Here is a 20,746-nt window from a genome sequence, read left to right on the forward strand (position 1 = left end):
GGAGCACAACATGAATAACGAAGAAATGAACCTCTACGCAGCAACTGCCAGTGGTATTGAAGCCATTGCGGGACAGGAACTGCGGGACATGGGTTACGATGTCCAGGTTGAAAACGGCCGGGTAGCGTTTAAAGGGAACATGCACGATATCTTACGCACTAATTTGTGGCTGCGGACAGCAGACCGCATCAAAATTATATTAATTCAGTTTCCAGCCAAAACTTTTGATGATATTTTTGACACAGTTAGTGCAATGTCATGGGATCAATGGCTCCCTATGGATGCCAAATTTCCCGTTAATGGCCGTTCAAAAAATTCAAAGTTGTTTAGTGTATCCGATATTCAGGCGGTGACGAAAAAAGCAATTGTCAGTCAAATGACTGAGGCCTACCATCGTAAAACACGTTTTCCAGAAACGGGCGCACTCTTCCCACTTGAAATTGCGTTAGACAAGGATGTTGCCACGCTGACACTCGATACGACCGGTGATAGTTTATTCAAACGTGGTTACCGACAGGAAAAAGGGGATGCGCCGTTGAAGGAAAACTTTGCGGCCGCCTTGATTAAATTAACGACATGGCGCCCGGATATGCCATTTGTCGACCCAATGTGTGGTTCCGGTACCATTCCAATTGAAACTGCGCTCATTGGCAGAAATATTGCGCCTGGACTCAACCGGCACGTGGTCTGTGAAGACTGGCATCCTGACTATCGTAAAATGGCAGATACCTTGAAGGAAGAAGCTCGGGCTGCACAGACTGACCCAGTCCTTGATATTACAGGGTACGATATTGATGGGTCAATGATCGATATTGCAAAGTTAAACGCTAATGGTGCCGGTGTTCTTCACGATATCCAGTTCAAGCAGCTGGCAGTAAAAGACTTTACGACGGATCAAGAAAACGGCGTCATGATTGCTAACCCGCCTTACGGGAAGCGGATGGGGGACCAAAAGAGTGTCCGCCAGATCTATAAGCAAATGGGGCAAGTCTTTAAGCCAATGACAACGTGGTCGAAGTACATTCTGACTGCTGATCTATCATTTGAGTCCTTCTATGGCGAGAAGGCGACCAAGCGTCGAAAACTCTATAACGGGGCACTCAGAACCGATTACTTCCAATATTGGGGTCATCAGAACCGCCAGCATTAATATCAACTAGAATAAACGGGTGTCAGCTTAATGACCAAAATGGGTGTTGAGCTGACACCTTTTTTGTGTTGACTGCATTTTAGTGTCCATTGAAGGACAATCATTAGAGAAAGGTCAGTCATGTAACCTCGAAATACAACTGCATCATAGAGCCGATACTGTTAAGACGGGCGCTTGACTAGCAATAATGAAATTTATGTCACATCATAGATATGACATAAAACGTGCCATTGCGTTGAACAAGTCTCAAAATTTTTTAATCATTTTTTAACGTCGTAAATTGGTATAGTAAGCGGTTTCCTTATCTCCTAAGGCAACCTGACATCTCACTAAAGTAGTGGTTCTCTCTCATAAATGATGTTAGACTTTATAACATTAACGAGAGGAAGTGATGCTGTTGAATTTAGCCAACGTAGCATTCATGATCTTAGCAACCATCTTAGTCCTGTTTATGACCCCGGGATTAGCCTTCTTTTATGGCGGGTTAGTCTCGAAACGAAACGTGGTCAACACGATGTTATCCGTGTACATGCTGACTGGGGTGGCCATTCTGCTATGGATCATTATTGGGTACAGTCTATCGTTTGAAGGGAATCTTGGCGGCTTTATCGGCTCAGCGTCTCACATCTTCATGCATGGCGTCAATATGTCGCGATTGACGGCAACTAAAATTCCAACTGGCCTCTATGCCATCTTTCAAATGATGTTTGCCGTCATTACACCAGCGCTGTTCGTTGGCGCCGTTGTCGGTAGGATCAGATTCCGGTTTTTGTTGGTATTCGTTTGTCTATGGTCGATTTTGATCTATTATCCCATGGTCCACATGGTCTGGAGTCCCAACGGGTTATTAGCCCGCCTAGGAACCGTCGATTTTGCCGGTGGGACGGTCGTTCATATCAACGCTGGGATCACCGCCTTTGTTCTGTCAGCCTTTTTAGGTAAACGGATCCACTACGGCGATATTCCGCATACCCATTACAACCTGCCATGGGTGCTTTTAGGAACCGCGATTCTTTGGATCGGCTGGTATGGGTTCAATGCGGGGTCAGCATTGGGTGTCAACGGAGTGGCCGTTCAAGCCATGTTGACGTCAACGGTTGCCGCAGCGACAGCCATGGTAAGTTGGATGTTTCTCGACATGTTCACGAAGAACGGCAAGCCAACCTTGGTCGGCGTCTGCACGGGAACCCTATGCGGCCTGGTTGCAATTACACCGGGAGCAGGCTACGTGACGATTACCGGAGCTTCTTCATTGGGCTGGCTGGCACACTGGCGAGTTACTTTTTCGTCAACGTTTTAAAGGATCGCATTGGTGTCGATGATGCCTTAGATGCGTTTGGGTGTCACGGTGTGAGCGGAATCGTCGGTAGTATTCTAACCGGACTGTTTGCGACCAAAACTGTCAACGGCAGTTTGCCAGAAAATGGCCTTTTCTATGGTGGCGGTTGGCATATGTTCTTGGTCCAACTGGCAGCGACGTTTGGCACGATCATCTTTGTTGCCATCATGGGCAGCATTATCATTAAAGTGATGCAGCTGTTCATGCCCATGCGAGTCGATCGGCGCGAAGAAGAGCTGGGCCTTGATATGGGCGAGCACGGTGAAGAAGCCGATTACGCGGTTGAGTTTAGCCGGGATCTCGACCGGTACCGGTCTGATATGAACCAGTACTCTTCTGAATTCCAAGGCCAAACTGCTAAACTTGGTAAAAAATAACGATTGCATTAACATTCTCTCGGAAATGCTCGGGTATCTCAAAATAAATGGTCTGAAAACAAAAAGCGTTGCTTGGATTTGTTATACTAAATCCAAGCAACGCTTTTATATTTAAATTGAGGTGGATAAAATGCCATTAGATCGAACAGAACCCGTTGAACTCGTCAATATGTGTATGGTGATCAATGAAGACACGCAGGAGGTCCTTGTGGAAGACAAAACCGACGTGGATTGGAAATTTGGTCATTCCTTTCCCGGCGGCCACGTTGAACCTGGTGAACCCTTGGCGACCGCAATGGCGCGCGAAGTATTTGAAGAAACTGGGTTGACTGTTAGTCAGCTAGAATCCTGCGGCACCGTTGAGTGGTTTGACACGCAAGACCACTATCGCAAAATCGGTTTCTTGTATCGCACAAGTCAGTTTTCCGGTCAGCTGAAACAAGGCGATGAAGGCCGCATCCTTTGGTACCCACTGGCGGACCTCAACCGTGCCAATACAGCGGAGAGTTTTATGGAAATGCTGGCCATTTTTACGAAACAAACAACGGTGGATGCTGTGTCATTTGAAATGAACGGCAGTTTAACGCTAACCCCCGATGAGGCAACGACAAGTAAGTCCCAGACACTGTGGGTCACGATGCCCGGCCACAGGGAGTGACTCTTAACAAACAGCCAGCCAAACAGGTATCCCAGTAACCCGACCGTGATCAGATTCGTGATAATGGTGAGTGCGGACAAGGTGGGATAGGTTGTAAAGTACCGCGGCAGGTGAATACCAGCGAACATGACGGCTTGAATGATCAGGGCGGTCTGTTCATTGTCGTAGAGCTTTAAGAGGAGATTGAGAAAGTAGCCCCGAAACATGGTCTCCTCGCAAATACCTACAATCAAGAAGTCCTGAAAGAAATATTCGGGCTTAAATTTGGGACTGATGGCAATTTGGTGATGTTGCATAACTGTCACCACCAAAAAATAAACAATAATGGCAGCTAACCAGTAATAGAATGGCTTAAAACGCCAGTTAAACAGGTAGGGCCGTTCAATTGCCAGTTGTTTTCTGGTGTGGTGAATCAGCCAAGCACCGAAAACAAACCAGATGAGAAATTTAACGCTGTCGAGCAAGGCTTCCTCGGTCCAACCAGAATTAAGATTACTGATGGGCGTGTTGTAAAAGACCTGAATCACAAACCAAAGCAGCAGGAAGTACCCATATTGTCCAAATAATTTACGTCGTTCATGTTTCAAATCCATTGATGCTACACATCCTTATTGGTAATTGGTGGTTACTAGTGTAACACTAGTACAGAGAGTGGAACAAGGCGGGTTAGGGGCGGTGTGTAACGGACTTTTCAATATTAGGTGATAGTCCGTTCCATTCCGCAATTTGGCACTCCGTGTAGTGGCTCGCGACTGAGCTAACTCGATTTCTGCTGCGCAGCTCTCGAGTGGATCTCAATCGTCTCGCACATCAGTAACCGACCAAAGTACGGTCGCCAACTGATGTCAACACCACAGCTTCGTGCCAAATTGCTGCATTCCACTGACGTTGAGCCAACTTTTTATCATTAGTTAAGTTTCACAATTGCATTAAAACTAGTTCGCAGAGAATCCGCACTCGACTGCTAGTAAGACTATTAACAGCAATGCTTCTCATGATGTTTATGTCGCCTGTAACGATTAATATAGATGTTTCGTGATACCGCATTTGGAAACTTATTACATGTGACGACCACTGTCAGAATTGTAGCGTAGTGGAGCCCTTCGGCATTGCAGGCTCTGTGGCTGTTAGCGGCCGTCCTTAAACCAGTTACGAACACGGGAGTCGTAGGAGATCCTTGAATTAGATCTTTGAATTTCAAGGTAAATTGCGGAAAACTTCAGCCTGCAGGGCCGAACGGTGGAACGAAGCGGCATTAAAGCGCTACTTTGAATCATCCAAGAATGGAAAGACCCCTTGTGAAAGGCGTTTAGGCAATATAAATTGAAAAAGTCGGAGAATGTAAGTCAACCCTCTAAAAAGGTGAAAAAAAAGCGCCCACTCAACCACAGAACTCCCCATACCTCCGGCAACCTAATACAACCACATTTAAATTTTCTTAATCAAAAACGCCAACCACCGCTATATCAAGCGCCCCAACTTTCAACCCACAACATACCAGTGAAAAATTCTCGGTTTTCATGAAAAACTCTTTACTTATTAAAAGTAAGTTGATATACTATTTTTCGTAATCAAAAAACGCACATCAACAAACAACAATGAGGAGTTGCTTATCACATGAAAGAACAATTATTAGAATTATCCAAACAACGTCGTTCCATTTATGCATTGGGTCGTCATTTAACACAAACACCAGATGAAATTGCTGACCTGGTTAAGAAGGATATTAAGTTAGCCCCAACTGCTTTCAATAGTCAAACAACCCGTGCTGTCATCCTGTTTAACGATAAGCATGAACAATTATGGGACATCGTCGCAAAGCGCCTCAAGTCTGAAGTGCCTAGCGAAGAAGCCTACCAAAAAACGTTACAGAAGATCAATGCCTTCAAGGCAGCATTTGGGACAGTGCTTTACTATACTGACATGGATACGGTACACCAGCTCGAAAATGATTTCCCGCTGTACGCTGATAACTTCTATGACTGGTCAGAACAAGGCCAAGGGAATGCGCAGTTTGCTGTGTGGACATCACTTGCGGAAAACGGGATCGGCGCCAACCTACAACACTACAATCCACTGATCGATGACCTCGTTAAGGAAGCTTTCGAAATTCCTGACGGCTGGCGGTTACGTGCCCAAATGGACTTTGGTCAATTGAAAGTGACGCTGGCGACAAAGAATTCATGGACGACGATATTCGCTTTAAAGTTTTGAAATAAGCTGAAGTCCTAAATAAGTTTAAAAACGTGCCTCGGAGTTTATTCCGGGGCACGTTTTTTGTTAAAATTAGACAGTAGTGAGCCACGATAATCTGGAGCGATCACCAGAGTCGCAACATTTCAATCTCGTTCATGAAACATCGTTCGTCTTTTTTTATATTAAATCGTAATTTAGCCATTTTAAAAAGAATGATTTAAAATTTCACGAACTAATTTCTTAATTTCTGGTATCATAGTTAACAGTTAATATTTTTCGTCGCCCAGTTACCGATACTGATCAGAACTATGCTAAAATTGATCTAGACAGATTGATTCTGAAGGAGTGTGCATGTTATGAAACGAAAAATTGCAATTATCGGCGGCGGTATCGTTGGTGCCAGTGCTGCGTACTATCTCAGCACGTTATCTGGTCATGATCAACTTGAAGTGACCCTGTACGATGACGGGACTGGTCAAGCAACCTCCGCAGCTGCCGGAATCATTTCACCGTGGCTGTCAAAGCGTCGCAATTCCCAGTGGTATCAGCTCGCTAAGGATGGTGCTTCACTGTTAATGCAGCTGGCGCGTCAAGCTAATTTGGCCACGGATGTGTATGCTCAGACCGGAACGATCATTACACGAACGGACCCGACGGATATGTCGAAATTATGGGAACTGGCTAAACAGTGGGCGGCGGATGATCCCGATATGGGTGAGATCGCACAACTCACTGCTGAACAAGTCCAGGAGAAAATTCCGCTTCTGTCAAAAGGACAGCCAGGCGTGTTGGTGAGTGGCGGTGCCCGTATCGATGGGGCTAAATTTGTAACCGAGCTGCTTCAGCAGGCCAGTCAAGTCAACCTCACAGTGAAGCATGGCCGCGTCCAACTTGACGAAGCGGGTCGCGTGATCACGCCAGCAGGGTTAAAACGATTTGACGAACTGATTCTTGCGGCTGGTGCCTGGTTACCTGATTTAGTTGCGCCGTTAGGCATTAAAGTTGCGGTCCGCCCACAAAATGGCCAACTTATCCGGCTAAACGTGCAGGATATCCAAGATTATGAAAACATGCCGGTACTGATGCCGGAGGGCGAACGGGACGTGATTCCGCTCGGCCACGGCGAACTGATCGTTGGCGCGACCCACGATGACGAAGGAAAGTATGACCTGAGCGTTACTGACGAGGCTACTCAGGATCTGCTGGGAAGCGCTCAACGCTTTGTATCAGGCTTGACGGCTGACAGTATTGCGGAGGCCAAGGTCGGCACCCGGGCTTACACCGAGGATCATTCACCGTTCTTTGGCCGGTTACCGAAACACCCTAAGATCTTGGTGGCTAGCGGATTAGGGGCATCCGGCCTAACAACGGGACCGCTGATTGGCAGACTATTAGCCGGTACAGCTATCTATGGCGGTCAACCCGACTGGAGCAAGTATGAAAAGAACCTGGCAAATTACTTCTCATAGCACGTCAGGTACAGTTAGCGGTCGACGTCGGCGCGGTGCTGTTTTAACGCCTGTTGCGCCAAATTGTGGGCACCCTGATTCTGTTTTTCAGGCACCCAGTTTGTCACGACGACGCTAAACTTCGCTTGCAACGCCAGTAACTGATCGACGAGCGGTTGATAGTGTTTTGCATACTGTTTTGCGACACTATCGGCGACAATCTTGCTATCTGTATAATACAAAACGCTTGACGCCGTCGCCGAATCACCAGCAATCGTGACGAGTTTTTCAAAGCCCGTAATAGCTGCGTGAAATTCAGCTTGATGATTGTCACCATCCGGCAGGACCGCCTTAAGTTGCGTCTGCTGTCCATCATGAAGAATCAAAATACCGGCGGCACTTAAAATACGATCACTGTCGGTTGTGGCATCTGTATATAAAGTAAACATTGGTTTAAACCACCTTTCGAAAGGAAGAGATTCCCATTATTTCAAAGCAAAAACGTCAATTATTGTACCAGCCTGGCCCCTTGTCTACGATCATTTTATGGAGTTGGACGGTCGTGGTGCTCTGTTTAAGTATTATTTTAGCACTGGAACTTTCAAATCATTACTGGATCCCATGGGTGATTGGTGTCATTTTTATCGTGCTGGTGTGGGCGCAGATCCATTATCGCCACATTTATCTTGAAAATGGCGTGATCCGTGTGAGCCGAATCCTTAACCATAATTGGGTACAGATTCGCCTCAGCGATGTGCACAATGTCCACGCGTCTAAGTACCGTTTAGGATTTGTTTATGGCGGGAAGATCTATCAGTTCTTATTACCAGTAAACTCAGTGATTGAACTCAATAACTTGATTCAAGAGGCACAAATTTCACAAAAGGGGTAAACCACATTGAATGATATTGAAATTTCACAAGCAGCTACTGAAGCACCCATTACAGAAATTGCAGGTAAATTAGACCTGTCAGCCGACCAAATCGAACAGTATGGTGCTGTAAAAGCGAAAATTAAACTCCCCGTTACTGGGGATGCCAGCACGTCAAAACTGATCCTGGTCACATCCATTAACCCTACGCCAGCGGGTGAAGGCAAGTCAACCGTTACTGTTGGTCTAGGTGATGCACTGCAGCGTCAGGGCAAAAAGGTCGCGATTGCATTACGTGAACCATCCCTGGGGCCCGTCATGGGCATCAAGGGTGGTGCCACGGGTGGCGGGTATGCGCAGGTTATTCCAATGGAAGATATCAACCTGCACTTTACTGGGGACATGGGCGCATTAACGGAGGCCCACGATACCTTGTCAGCACTGATCGACAACCACATTCAGCAGGGCAACGAGCTTAACATTGATCCACGCCAGGTGATTTGGAAGCGCGTGATCGATATTAACGACCGTGCACTTCGGCAAACGGTCATTGGGTTAGGCGGTCGTACCTCAGGAATTCCACGCCAGGATGGGTTTGACATTACTGTTGCGAGTGAATTAATGGCAATTTTATGTTTGAGCAAGGACCTCGCAGACTTGAAAGCGCGCATTAATAAGATTGTGATCGGATACACCTACGATAAGGACCCAGTGACCGTAGCAGACTTAAAAGTCGGTGGTGCGATCGCGTTGTTATTAAAGGACGCCATCAAGCCAAACCTTGTCCAAACGATCGAACACACCCCAGCCATTATCCATGGTGGCCCCTTTGCAAACATCGCCCACGGCTGTAATTCCGTCATTGCAACTAAGTCAGCCTTAGCCCTCGCAAACTACGTGGTTACCGAGTCCGGCTTTGGTGCTGATCTTGGCGGCGAAAAGTTCATGGATATTAAGACCCCGGTTCTTGGCAAAACACCGGATGCAGTCGTGATCGTTGCAACCGTTCGCGCGTTAAAGTACAACGGTGGCGTGGATAAGAACAATTTGCAGGAAGAGAACTTGGCTGCGTTAGCAACCGGTTCGGAAAACTTGAAACGTCACGTGACAAGCATGAGTCGCTACGGTGTGCCCGTAATCGTGGCTGTGAACCGTTTTACGAGTGATACGGATGCCGAGATCGATCAGTTATTGGCCTACGTTAAGGATGAACTCCACGTACAAGCCTTTGATACCACAGTTTGGGCAAACGGGGGTGGTGGCGCACTTGATTTGGCAGATGCCGTTGTGGCAGCTGCTGACGAACCATCAACCTTCAAGCCACTCTATGATTCCGACGATGACTTGGTGACCAAGATGACTAAAATCGTTCAAAATATTTATGGCGGTCGCGACGTTGAACTGGAACCCAAGGCTAAACGCCAGTTAAAGACCTTCCAAAAGCAGGGTTGGGATAAGCTGCCAGTTTGCATGGCAAAGACGCAGTATTCATTATCGGACAACGCGAAGGCGCTTGGTGCACCAACAGAGTTTACCATTCACGTCCGCGAATTTGTCCCCAAGCTGGGCGCTGGTTTCATCGTGGCAATGACAGGCAATGTCTTAACGATGCCTGGCCTACCAAAACACCCGGCAGCATTGGACATGGACATCGATGCTGATGGCAAGATCACCGGGTTGTTCTAACGATTAATATCATTTACACACTAAAAAGCCGCTGTCTTTAGGGGCTTTTTATTTTGGGTTGAACTGGCGCTAGTGGCGTAAGCCGGTCTCGGCATGCGGGGACACGTTTCGACAATCCAAACTAGAAATTTAAGTATTTCAACGTCTCACATAATACTAGGCAAGGAAAAGGCCCCGCCAACGAAAAATCACAGCTAGATCAGTTACCAACGGAAAATCAACTAGAATAATACAGCACCGTGGCTGGATAAGCCGGGGTCTGCTATAATAGATAAATAATTCAAAAAGGGAGTTCGGTGCGTTGATAATCGGATCAGTTACAGTTTTGATCATCGTTTTATTTCTGATCGATCAGTGGATTAAATACGCAGTTGTGGCGCACATTGCCTTGGGGGCAGTCCATCAGGTGATTCCTGGGGTTCTATCGCTCACCTATCTGCGTAATAATGGGGCAGCTTGGAGTATGCTCGAAGGTCAGCAGTGGTTTTTTTACATCGTGTCAATCATCGCACTGGCAGTCTTGATCTATTTTCTCATTCGTTACCGCACGGATTGGCGGTACGAACTGGGACTCGCTTTGATGATTGCGGGGACGCTTGGTAACTTTGTGGATCGGATACGTCAAGGGTTCGTGGTCGACATGTTCCAACTAGACTTTATTTCGTTTCCGATTTTTAATTTTGCGGACAGTTGTTTAACGGTTGGTGTCATTGTCCTGATGATTGCCATTCTGCTGGAGGACCGCCGCGACAGAACGGGGTCTTCACATGAGTAGCCAAGAAACATTTAAAATCACGACCGAAACTGGCCGCTTGGATAAGGTGCTCAGCAACCTGATGGCTGATGAGAGTCGTTCACAACTCAAGGAAGCCATTGATAAGGCAACGTCACGGTTAATGGCAACCTAACGAAGCCCAAGTACCCCGTGCAGCCTGGTGATGAGGTTGTGATCACCATTCCAGATCCGGTCGCGCTCGATCTAGAGCCGGAAAATATTCCCCTCGATATTGTTTACGAGGACGACGACGTGATCGTGGTCAACAAACCTGCAGGGATGGTGGTTCATCTCACCGGGGCACCCTGACCATACCCTGGTCAACGCGCTGTTATACCACTCGCCGCTTTCGACAATCAACGGCACGTACCGCCCTGGAATCGTGCATCGAATCGATAAGGATACATCCGGGTTGTTGATGGTTGCCAAAAATGACAACGCGCATCGCAGCCTCGCAGCCCAGCTAAAAAATAAAACAAATCTACGCGAGTACATTGCGTTAGTCCACGGTGTCATCAAGCAAGATGAGGGCACGATCGACGCACCGTTGGGACGGTCACCCAAGGATCGAAAGCGACAGGCAATCGTTGCTGACGGCCGGCACGCGGTGACCCATTTTAAGGTGTTAGAACGCTACCTCAACTATACGTTGATCTCTTGCTGGCTCGAAACTGGTCGAACCCACCAGATCCGAGTGCATATGAAATCCATCGGCCATCCTTTAGCCGGTGATCCTCTCTATGGCCCACGTAAAACGATTAACGGCAGTGGACAGTTCCTGCACGCAAAGAAACTAGGGTTTAAGCATCCCGTAACGGGCAAACAGCTTGTGTTTGAAGCGCCTTTACCAGATGATTTTGAACGGGTTCTGCGACGATTACGCGAACAGACACCTGGCTTGCATTGACAGTGCAAAACCCAATTTTTATGCTAAACTTGAGGCTGAATACTCACGTCAACACAGTTTCGCTTAAATAAGCAGTACCTAAATTCTTAAGGAGGCAACTCATGGCAAAAGTAGTTGTAGACGCAATGGCAATGCAACGGGCACTCACCCGGATCACCTATGAGATCATTGAACGGAATAAGGGAATCGACAACCTCGTCATTCTGGGCATCAAAACACGAGGTATCTACTTGGCACAACGTATCGCAAGTCGCTTAAAACAGTTAGAAAACGCAACGGTTCCGGTTGGGGAATTGGACGTTTCAAAGTATCGCGACGACATCGAGCATGATAGTCAAGAAATCGATCCAACGGTCACAGTCTCTAAAATTGATTTTCCCATTACAGATAAAAAAGTGATCCTAGTGGACGATGTGCTGTATACTGGCCGTACTATTCGGGCCGCAATGAGCGCCATTATGGATCTTGGCCGGCCAGAACAGATCAACCTGGCTGTTTTAGTTGATCGCGGTCACCGGGAACTGCCGATTCGTGCTGACTTTGTTGGCAAAAACATTCCCAGTTCTCAATCTGAACGCATTAAGGTTTCCGTCACAGAAATTGACGGTCAAGACAGTGTTGAAATTATTGATCGTTAAAAAAGCACCGGTTTATTTGGTGTTTACAAGAATGGACTGATGTATGATGGCACAACGATTTTTAATACTTGAAGACGGGTCATCGTACCCAGGTGAAGGCTTTGGTGCAGGCGCCACAACCACTGGTGAACTTGTGTTTAATACCAGTATGTTGGGCTACCAAGAAATTGTGACCAATCAGATCTACCACAACCAGATTATTGTTTTTTCACAACCAACTATTGGCAGCATCGGCATCACTCATGACAGTTATGAATCAATTTTGCCAACAGCCAAGGGGATGGTCGTGCGTGATGTATCGGATATCTCCAAAAACCGGCAGCGTTCCCTGTCCCTTGACCAGTTTTTAAAACAACACAACATTCCGGGCATCAGCGGGATCGATACCCGCCATCTGATTCGTCAGATTCAAAAGAACGGGACGATGAAGGGCAGCATTGTAGATGTGGATGACGACCACGCGTTTGACCAGCTGCACGCCACGGTACTGACCAATCAGCAAGTCGCCCAAGTGGCCACTCCGGCGCCGTACCCCAACCCCAACAGCGGGTATAACGTTGTGGTTGTCGATTTTGGGTTAAAGCACGGGATCCTGAGGCAGTTGTCGCGACGGAACTGTAACGTCACCGTTCTGCCTTGTAAGACGGATGCCCAATCGATCATCAGCCTTGATCCGGACGGCGTCATTTTGTCGACTGGTCCAGGGTCACCGTTAGACTTACCTGAGAGCGTTTTGGACATGATCAGAACGATTCAAGAACGCGTACCTCTATTCGCGATTGGGTTGGGACACGAACTTTTTGCGCTGGCAAATGGTGCCGAGATCACGGCGCTGCCGGTGGCACACCACGGTGCGAGTCACCCGATTCGTAAAATTATCACCAACGAGATCATTTATGCGCTTGAGGGTCAAGAATACGTCGTTGATGGCGAGTCGGTTGACCGCGACCGGTTGATCACCACGTACCGCGATTTGATCGACAGTAGTATTCAGGGACTGCGGCACCGAGATTTCCCGGCTTTTTCAGTGCAGTTTTTCCCAGATGGCGCACCGGGGCCAAACGATTCGGTCGATCTCTTCGATGAATTTATTGAAATAATGGGCACACGAGAGGGTCTACATGGATAACGATATTCAAAAAATTCTAATAATCGGTGGCGGTCCAACGGAAATTGGCCACGAAACAGAGCTGGACGCGGCCACATTACAAATGATCCAGGCGTTTCAGAAACTGGGTATTCGAACATTACTGATCGATAACAATCCATTTTCAGTTGCCCTTGAACGCGTGCAACCCACCAACATGTTTATCCAAGCGGTAACGGTGGAAAACGTGCAACGGATCATTGAAAAAGAGCATCCCGATGCTATTCTGCCAACGGTTGGTGGGGTTTTAGCCATCAGTGTGGTCCAGGAACTGCAAGAAAACGGTGTGTTAAGCGATAATGGGGTCCGCCTTTTGGGCATCCCATCCGAATCCATGGTTGACGTGAACAACCCAGACCGCATTAATGACGTTTTGCAACAGATCGGCGCACCCGTCATTTCCTCAGAAACGGTTGGCACGCTTGATGAGGCCGTTAGTGTGGCGATGCGGATCGGCTACCCGGTCATCGTTAAACCAGTGGCGCCAAAGCTCGATACAAACCGAATTCTTTGCGACAACGAAGATGACCTGATCAACGCGGTGACCCAGGGGTTTGCCTGGTCCCGGTTTAGCCAATGTCTGATCGAACAGAGTATTGTGGGCTATAAAGAAATTGAAATGGTGGCGATTCGTGATTTCACGGGCACGCAAGTCCTGATTGCAGGGCTGGAAAACATCGATCCTATCGGCATTCACTCTGGTGATTCAATGGTCGTTGTGCCCACACAGACGTTGACGAACACTGAATATCAGCAATTGCGCGACATGACGTTTGCCATCAACAACAAGTTTAATTTTACAGGTGTCAGCCATATTCATTTTGCGCTCGATGCGCAAAAAGAACTCTTTTACGTGACAAAAGTGACCCCCTACAACGATCGGGGGACGGCGCTGGCAGCGGTGGCGACTGGCTATCCGATTGCGACGGTAGCGGCGAGCTTATACCTCAACCTCAAACTCACTGAAGTGCGGTTGCCAGAGATCTTTCATTTTCGGCAAACGGCATTACTGGAGCCGACGGTTGATCACGTCGTCGTTCGAATCCCAATCTGGCCGTTTGAAGATATTCCCAACGCTGATCGCCACCTTGGCACTGTTATGCGGTCAGTCGGCTCGACAATCGGTATCGGGCGCAGTGCTGAAGAAGCCATTCTAAAGGCATTGCGTTCCTCTCAATTTAGTCCTAAGGATGAACTGCCTTCAATGAGTAACTTGTCTGATTCGCAGATCATCTCACAGTTAATTCATCCCTTGGCATCACGGATACTCGTGTTATTGGAAGCGTTAAGACGCGGCTACCAAGTTGATGAACTTAACGAACTCACCAAAATTGATCCGTTCTTCTTTTACAAGCTGAAGCATATCCTCGATATTGAAATTGAGATCAAGGATAATCCGATGGGCGCTAAGTCACTGAAAAAGGGGCGTTATTACGGGTTTGGCGATGGGATGATCGCCCGTCTGTGGCGAACGGACATCGACAATGTCCGTCAACTCGGGCGCGACCACGACGTCGTCCCCACCTACAAGGGGATTGAACCCACTGCTGCCGAATTTTTAGCCGAATCGACTGGCTACTACAGCACGTTTGAATTCGAAAATGAATCCAACCGCCTTTCTGACCATAGTGCACTTGTGTTAGGTCGCGGTGGCAATCAGTTAGGACCCAACGCCTCGGCGGACTATTTTACGACGAGCATGCTTAATCAACTCCGTAAGTCCGGGTACAAGACCATCATTATGAACACGAATCCAAACGCTGCTTCGTTAGTCGCGACGTTAACGGACAAACAGTACATTGATCCGATTCAGTTGGGTGACGTGCTCAATGTGATTGCAATCGAGCGACCGGAGATTATTTTTGTCCCCGGTAACCGGCACTATCTGACACGCGAATTGCGACGCCGTCATCTGCGCATCGCGGTGTTACCGCCCGACCAGGAGAAACGCAGTGAACTTGTTAATAACTACGCAACGATTGGGTTGGATCTCTTTATTACGAGAGATCACATCGTGCCGATCTTGGTGAGTGACCTGCGTTCTGACCAGGGAATGGCCACAACATTTGATCAAATCACTGTCATGAAAACGCCAGCCGAAATTGATGATACTCAGTTAGATCACATTTTGCAGCATGCAACTAACTACCTCATGAACGATCCACGTACCGGGTTAGTCCAAATGCTATATACAATTAGTAATGGTCAACCCGCCTTTGCCGGTGTTCGACCAACTCGGTTAACAACGATTGCCTACTTGAATAAAGTCACCGGCATCAACTGGGTCCGGATGTTGATTCGGCAAGCACTTGGTGAAATTGACGAAAATTTAATCGCAAACTTGCCGCTTGATATTCATTCTGACCGCGTTGCAACCGTTCAGGGGACGTTCCCGTTCAAACAGTTGCAATTACCAACACAACTTGGGCTGACCACTCAGGAGGTGGGGGGACAAATTGCGTTTGGGAGTCATTCGCAGGCGGTTTTAGCAGATCAAGATAAGACTGACTAAATGCAGAGTAACCAAAAAGAGATGCCATAGTGGCATCTCTTTTTGGTTTGAACCGGTTACCTCATTTTATTGTTTCACCATGCGGCCCTCAACAAAGGCACGATCAGGCGTTACATACAACGTTTTTTGGCCTTCATAAATCACATAGCCCGGTTTGGTGCCATTCGGTTTCTTAATCCGTTTGACCTGAACATAGTCTACTGGAACAGAGCTGGATTGGCGTGCCTTGGAATAGTAAGCTGCAATGTTGGCTGCTGCAAGCAGCGTTTCATTAGACGGATTGGCGTCATGGATGATTACGTGCGAGCCAGGCATGTTCTTAACGTGCAGCCAAATATCAGTTTTGGCTGCACTATGCAGGGTCAACTGTTCATTTTGCAGATTGTTTTTCCCGACCTCGATCTTGGTCCCATCTTCAGCCTGGAAGATCTCTGGTTTCGACACGCGTTGGCGCTTCTTCTTTTGATTCTTCCGGTGCTCGTGGTCACGCAGATAGCCGCCCTGTTGCAGTTCCAGCTTAATATCAGCGAGATCCTTCGGCGCAGCAAGTTCGATTTGCGATTGAATGTTATCAAGATAGGTGATCTCAGCGTTGGTTTTATCGATCTGCTCCGTCACATACTGCACCGCATTCTTCAGCTTGTTGTAACGCTTTGAAGTATTTTTGCTGCATTTTGCGAGGGACTGATCTGATTTGATAAGGAAATCGTCATCGGTTTTTCATTGTCGTAGAAGTTCGGCAGTGAAATGCTGGTCATTCCCCGTTCAACCTGATGTAAGTATGTCGTTAACAGCTCGCCCTTGATTCGGAACTCATCTGCATTCTCAGTTGCGGCCATGGTCTGTTGAAGCTTTTTGAGCTTAGTCCGATTCTTTTTGAGCTCGTTTTTAACCACGTGAATCAACGTGCTGCCTTGTTGCTGGACCCGGTCACGTTCGGCCCGGTCCTGATAGTAGAAATCAAGCAGGCTACTCAACGTGTTGAAGGATTGGGTCGTCGTGCCATCGTCTTCAATATAAGGGAAGGCAGTGAAACTCGTTTTATTCTTGGCAGTCACAACAAGGGTCGGTTCCGGTGTTTCAAAGCGCTTAAAGAATGCTGTAAATTCAGCGTCACTGTCAGTGGATTGGTGCAACTGACGGGCGAGTCCAAGCGCAGTGTCCTTGCCAAGACCCTGATACGTTTTTTGCAGTTGTTGCGCCAACACCGTTTCGTTTGGGTAATCTTTGACTAGGGCTGTCAGCACCTCAACAGGGCCGGTAAAGGGATCACGAAGATCCTGCGCCGGGGGATTAATATAGGTCCCGCCAGGTAACAGTGTCCGGTAACGATTCTGGTCAGGATGCACGTGTTTAATGGCATCTAAGATGGTCATGTCGCTGGTGTCGATTAAAATGACGTTACTATGCCGCGCCATAATTTCAATAATGAGGCGAAGATTAATCTGATCACCTAATTCATTTCGACTGGTGAAGTCTAAGTTAACGACCCGGTCGTTAGCGGGTTGGGTGACACTGCTTAAAATGGCACCGCTGAGATACTTACGCATCATCATGGTGTAGTTTGTCGGCACCACGGGGTTAACGTACGGAATTTGCGTCGTTTGAATACGTGCAAAGGTTGGGTTCGCTGATAACAAGAGGGGGTAACTGGTCCGGTTTGCACGAATGGTTAAAATAATTTCGTTGTCGTAAGGTTGATTCACCTTAGAGACCCGGCCACCAGCAAGCGTCTGATTCAGTTCACCAACCATAGCATGGGTAAATACACCATCAAAAGACATGTGTTCACTTCCTTAATAAATAGAAAAGAGTTATAACGGTCATTTTTTCGCATACGTACACTAGTATACAGATTTGGGTGGGGAGTGGCAAGGAAAGTGGTCAGAGAGCGGAGCAAGGCGTTTTGAGGGCGGAGCATAAGTAACTCTGGTCAGAAAAGTCCGGGCCTGACTTTTTTGACCAGAGTTACTTATGCAGTAGCGCTCAGCCTTGCGAAACTCGTTTAGTCAACGTAAATAGGAAGAACACCGACGCATAAACACTATGGCCACAAAAAAGGCTGGCCCAACATAGCCACTCAACGCTCTGTGAAATACAGCATAAAAAAGAACAATCACTGTTAAAACGCACCAATGCAATCCCCCAGACGCTCCAGTCAACACACGCATCCTACTCAATAACACCACCAATAACCCCAAAAACGTAGAAGCCAACAAAGCACCTACCCAGCGCCAAACAATCCACGATAACCCCAATTCCACCACCACCCACAACCGCCTTTTGCACACTACAACCCGCACCCCAAAGCCATCTCACAGACAACCGACTAGGCACATCCCACAAAAAGATGTATAATACAATCAGCACATACTGCATCACAAGGGAGGGGCTTTTATTGGACAATATCCTAGATATTTTAAATACATCGGCAAAGAATCTGCAGCAGCAGACGACCAAGATCACGAAAAAGTACCACGTCACGATTGCGGAGTGGAAGTTACTGCGTCAGATCGACGCGAACATTATTACACAGGATGCGATGGCAGGTGCCTTGCAGCTCGACACGTCAACGCTGAGTCGCCAGCTCAAAAACTTATCCACCAAGGAACTGGTCAGCAAGACCGCCGTTGGGAAAGATCGTCGACAGCTTGAATATGCTTTGACCACAACGGGGCAAGATGCGCTGACGGGGATCAACCAGGCGTACGACACACTTGTCGATGCCATTTTTCACTACTGGCCAAACGATGAGCAGGAGATGTTGCGCATCATGTTAAAGCGGCTGGATCGTAGTCTGCAAAAAGCCACTGTGACTTCGGGGGAAGACACAGCGGACGAGAAAACGCATTCTTAGCGCAGGTTTAGCAATTTGACCGCAAACCTGTTAGAATGGGTTACATATCATTTATGACAGCATTTAATAAATTGAAATTTAACTAAAGAAACGGGTGTTTTGTATGAAAATAGCTGTGGTCACAGACAGTACCAGCTATTTATCAACAGAGGAAGTTGAACGTTACCACATTCATGTTGTGCCCATTCCGGTTGTCATCGACGGCCGTTCCTATAATGAGGGCGTTGATATCACACTGGATGAATTCTGGGAGAAATTGCGGAATTCAAAATCCTTTCCAAGCACGTCGCAACCCCCAATGGGTGAAATGATTCAGCTCTATCAACAGCTGGGCGATGAGGGATACGATACGATCATCAGTATTCATCTCGCAAGTACCATCTCTGGATTTGTGAATTCGTTGCGAGACGTCAACAGTCAGCTGACAAATACGAAGGTGATCGTTTACGACTCCCAAATTACCGTTAAGCTGATGGGGTATTTAGCCATTGAAGCGGCTCGGATGGCTGATAAGGCGCCGATGCAGATCAAATTATTGCCCGGCTGGATGACGTTCGGTCCACCATTGACGAAGTCTTCATCGTGGATGATCTCCAACACCTTGTTCGCGGTGGTCGGCTGTCAAATGCGTCTGCGTTTATTGGCAGCATTTTAAAAATTAAGCCGCTGTTGACCTTCGATGATGAAACACACGAAATTGTGGCGTTTGAAAAAGTGCGGTCGCGTAAAAAAGCGCTGACCCGGGTCGAAGAGATCTTCAGTGAAGCTGTCAGCAAAGTGGATTACCCGTTGTGGGCCATTGTCATCAACGGGAACGACCCTGATGGCGGGAATAATTGGCTAAAAACAATTCATGAAAAATTTCCGCAAGTTAAAATTGAAACAGGTTACTTTGGTCCGGTTATCGGAACCCATCTGGGCGAAAAGTCATTAGCCTTGGCCTGGCTCAAAGATATCTATAAAGCCTAATTATTGGTATTAGCACTTATTTAAATGAAACATCTCTCAAAACCACAGCGCCCCAGTCGGTCTGTGGTTTTGATGTTTGGTCACAATGCGCTTTAGCAGATGATCATTACAAATAACAACTACTGGCATTAAGGTTACGATGGCGCTATAATTTGGCATCACAATAAGATTGGAGCGACACCGTGTTCGCCATTATCATTGCCCTGGCCGTTGGCGTGGGGTTACCGATTCAAACGAGTATCAATTCCCGCTTACGCAGCGTTTTAGGGTCCCCATTTTCAGCATCATTTATTTCGTTTTCCGTTGGCACGATTTTTTTAGCCATTATGAGTTTAATCGTCGTTCATACATTGGTATTTTTACCGTCGCTGCTGACATCTGAACCCATCTGGCTGTGGTTTGGCGGGCTATTTGGTGTCGTTTATTTAACCGGAAATATCTTGTTATTTCCAAAGCTCGGCAGCGTTCAGATAGTGATCATGCCGGTTCTGGGCCAGATCATCGCCGGACTAGCTATCGATAACTACGGTTGGTTTCATTCACCGATCAGCCACATCACGCTAGTTAGTGCCTCAGGTGCACTGTTGGTCATTCTTGGTGTCATTGGGACTGTCGCCGGCAAACGTGGGATTGCTGAAGGTCATGAAGTTTTGGATCAAGAAGGTGCAGCCCCCATCTCGGAAACGACTGAAGCGCACGGTATCGAAGCGTGGCTTTGGCGTCTGCTTGGTGTTTTTGCCGGAATGTTGAGCGCTTCGCAGACAGCAATCAACGGCTACCTCGGTGCCGTGTTGCAGTCAAAAATCCAGGCGGCGTTCGTCTCGTTCTTTGTCGGAACAGTCGTGCTGCTGATCATCGTGTTGATCTTACGGCCACCATTTCATTTACACAGTTTACGGACTGAACATCATCCGTGGTGGATGTGGATCGGCGGCCTCATCGGTGCGTTGTTTGTGCTCGCAAACGTCTATCTCGTTCCGGTTATCGGGACTGGACTGGCCGTTGTGATTACGTTGATCGGGTTGATGGCTGGCGGCCTGTTGATCGATCAATTCGGCTGGTTAGGGGCTAAGCAAAATCGCGTCACCGTTTGGCAACTTGTCAGTTTGATCGTGATGGTTGCTGGCGTTGTGCTCATCCGACTGGTATAGTAAAAGTTAAAGTTTTAACAAGATACAGGGGACCTGACTTGAAATGGCCACCCGGGTTAGGCGTA

12 protein-coding genes and 6 pseudogenes are annotated in these 20,746 nt (G+C 47.5%); 15 read left to right on the forward strand and 3 right to left on the reverse strand.

Annotated features, from left to right (window positions below; translation table 11 throughout):
- The first annotated feature begins 10 nt into the window (after window positions 1-10).
- From JCM11969_RS01045 to JCM11969_RS16870, 3 genes and pseudogenes are all read left to right on the forward strand, one after another.
- The gene (locus JCM11969_RS01045; protein WP_054707157.1) at window positions 11-1,150 is read left to right on the forward strand and encodes a THUMP domain-containing class I SAM-dependent RNA methyltransferase; all 1,140 of its coding nucleotides are present in this window, start codon (window positions 11-13) and stop codon (window positions 1,148-1,150) included.
- Between the two features lie 397 nt (window positions 1,151-1,547).
- Window positions 1,548-2,866: pseudogene (locus tag JCM11969_RS01050) on the forward strand (ammonium transporter).
- A 130-nt stretch (window positions 2,867-2,996) separates the two neighbouring features.
- On the forward strand, window positions 2,997-3,524 hold the full coding sequence (locus JCM11969_RS16870; RefSeq protein WP_082409096.1) for an 8-oxo-dGTP diphosphatase: 528 nt from the start codon (window positions 2,997-2,999) through the stop codon (window positions 3,522-3,524).
- An 11-nt stretch (window positions 3,525-3,535) separates the two neighbouring features.
- Here the strand turns inward: JCM11969_RS16870 and JCM11969_RS20145 are convergent.
- Window positions 3,536-4,117: pseudogene (locus JCM11969_RS20145) on the reverse strand (CPBP family intramembrane glutamic endopeptidase); the annotation flags it as partial.
- A 1,024-nt stretch (window positions 4,118-5,141) separates the two neighbouring features.
- Between JCM11969_RS20145 and JCM11969_RS01060 the strand changes: the two are divergent.
- Window positions 5,142-5,743, forward strand: a pseudogene (locus JCM11969_RS01060) (nitroreductase family protein).
- A 333-nt stretch (window positions 5,744-6,076) separates the two neighbouring features.
- Window positions 6,077-7,189: an NAD(P)/FAD-dependent oxidoreductase gene (locus JCM11969_RS01065; protein WP_054707163.1), complete on the forward strand. Its 1,113-nt coding sequence runs from the start codon at window positions 6,077-6,079 to the stop codon at window positions 7,187-7,189.
- 14 nt (window positions 7,190-7,203) lie between these two features.
- Here the strand turns inward: JCM11969_RS01065 and JCM11969_RS01070 are convergent, their stop codons facing one another.
- Entirely contained in the window at window positions 7,204-7,617 is a 414-nt protein-coding gene (locus JCM11969_RS01070; protein ID WP_054707166.1) for a ribonuclease HI family protein, read from the reverse strand.
- Between the two features lie 38 nt (window positions 7,618-7,655).
- On the opposite strand from JCM11969_RS01070, the gene JCM11969_RS01075 reads away from it, so the two are divergent.
- From JCM11969_RS01075 to JCM11969_RS01105, 7 genes and pseudogenes are all read left to right on the forward strand, one after another.
- Window positions 7,656-8,060: an EbsA family protein gene (locus tag JCM11969_RS01075; protein ID WP_082409097.1), complete on the forward strand. Its 405-nt coding sequence runs from the start codon at window positions 7,656-7,658 to the stop codon at window positions 8,058-8,060.
- Between the two features lie 6 nt (window positions 8,061-8,066).
- Entirely contained in the window at window positions 8,067-9,725 is a 1,659-nt protein-coding gene (locus JCM11969_RS01080) for a formate--tetrahydrofolate ligase (protein ID WP_054707172.1), read from the forward strand.
- Window positions 9,726-10,032: 307 nt separating this feature from the next.
- A complete protein-coding gene (gene lspA / locus JCM11969_RS01085; RefSeq protein WP_404814643.1) occupies window positions 10,033-10,500 on the forward strand; it encodes a signal peptidase II in 468 nt (155 codons plus the stop codon).
- A pseudogene (locus tag JCM11969_RS01090) lies at window positions 10,493-11,407 on the forward strand (RluA family pseudouridine synthase). Before lspA ends, JCM11969_RS01090 begins: the two are co-directional and overlap by 8 nt.
- Before the next feature lie 101 nt (window positions 11,408-11,508).
- Window positions 11,509-12,045 (forward strand): bifunctional pyr operon transcriptional regulator/uracil phosphoribosyltransferase PyrR, encoded by a 537-nt coding sequence (pyrR, locus tag JCM11969_RS01095; protein ID WP_054707177.1) that lies wholly within the window; start codon window positions 11,509-11,511, stop codon window positions 12,043-12,045.
- A gap of 46 nt (window positions 12,046-12,091) precedes the next feature.
- Window positions 12,092-13,174: a carbamoyl phosphate synthase small subunit gene (locus tag JCM11969_RS01100; protein ID WP_054707335.1), complete on the forward strand. Its 1,083-nt coding sequence runs from the start codon at window positions 12,092-12,094 to the stop codon at window positions 13,172-13,174.
- Window positions 13,167-15,704, forward strand: a complete 2,538-nt coding sequence (locus JCM11969_RS01105; protein WP_054707180.1) for a carbamoyl phosphate synthase preATP-grasp domain-containing protein — start codon at window positions 13,167-13,169, stop codon at window positions 15,702-15,704. Before JCM11969_RS01100 ends, JCM11969_RS01105 begins: the two co-directional genes overlap by 8 nt.
- A 66-nt stretch (window positions 15,705-15,770) precedes the next feature.
- Here the strand turns inward: JCM11969_RS01105 and JCM11969_RS01110 are convergent.
- Window positions 15,771-17,488 (reverse strand): annotated as a pseudogene (locus tag JCM11969_RS01110) (NFACT RNA binding domain-containing protein).
- 614 nt (window positions 17,489-18,102) lie between these two features.
- Here JCM11969_RS01110 and JCM11969_RS01115 point away from each other — a divergent pair.
- From JCM11969_RS01115 to JCM11969_RS01125, 3 genes and pseudogenes are all read left to right on the forward strand, one after another.
- On the forward strand, window positions 18,103-18,561 hold the full coding sequence (locus JCM11969_RS01115; RefSeq protein WP_054707183.1) for a MarR family winged helix-turn-helix transcriptional regulator: 459 nt from the start codon (window positions 18,103-18,105) through the stop codon (window positions 18,559-18,561).
- A gap of 103 nt (window positions 18,562-18,664) precedes the next feature.
- Window positions 18,665-19,530: pseudogene (locus tag JCM11969_RS01120) on the forward strand (DegV family protein).
- A gap of 182 nt (window positions 19,531-19,712) precedes the next feature.
- Window positions 19,713-20,681 carry a DMT family transporter gene (locus tag JCM11969_RS01125; RefSeq protein ID WP_054707187.1) on the forward strand — a complete coding sequence of 323 codons (969 nt, stop codon included), beginning with the start codon at window positions 19,713-19,715 and terminating at the stop codon, window positions 20,679-20,681.
- Window positions 20,682-20,746 lie beyond the last annotated feature (65 nt).

Origin of the sequence: Secundilactobacillus paracollinoides DSM 15502 = JCM 11969, from assembly GCF_001311135.1 — a bacterium.
In the GTDB taxonomy this organism is placed as follows: Bacteria; Bacillota; Bacilli; order Lactobacillales; family Lactobacillaceae; genus Secundilactobacillus; species Secundilactobacillus paracollinoides.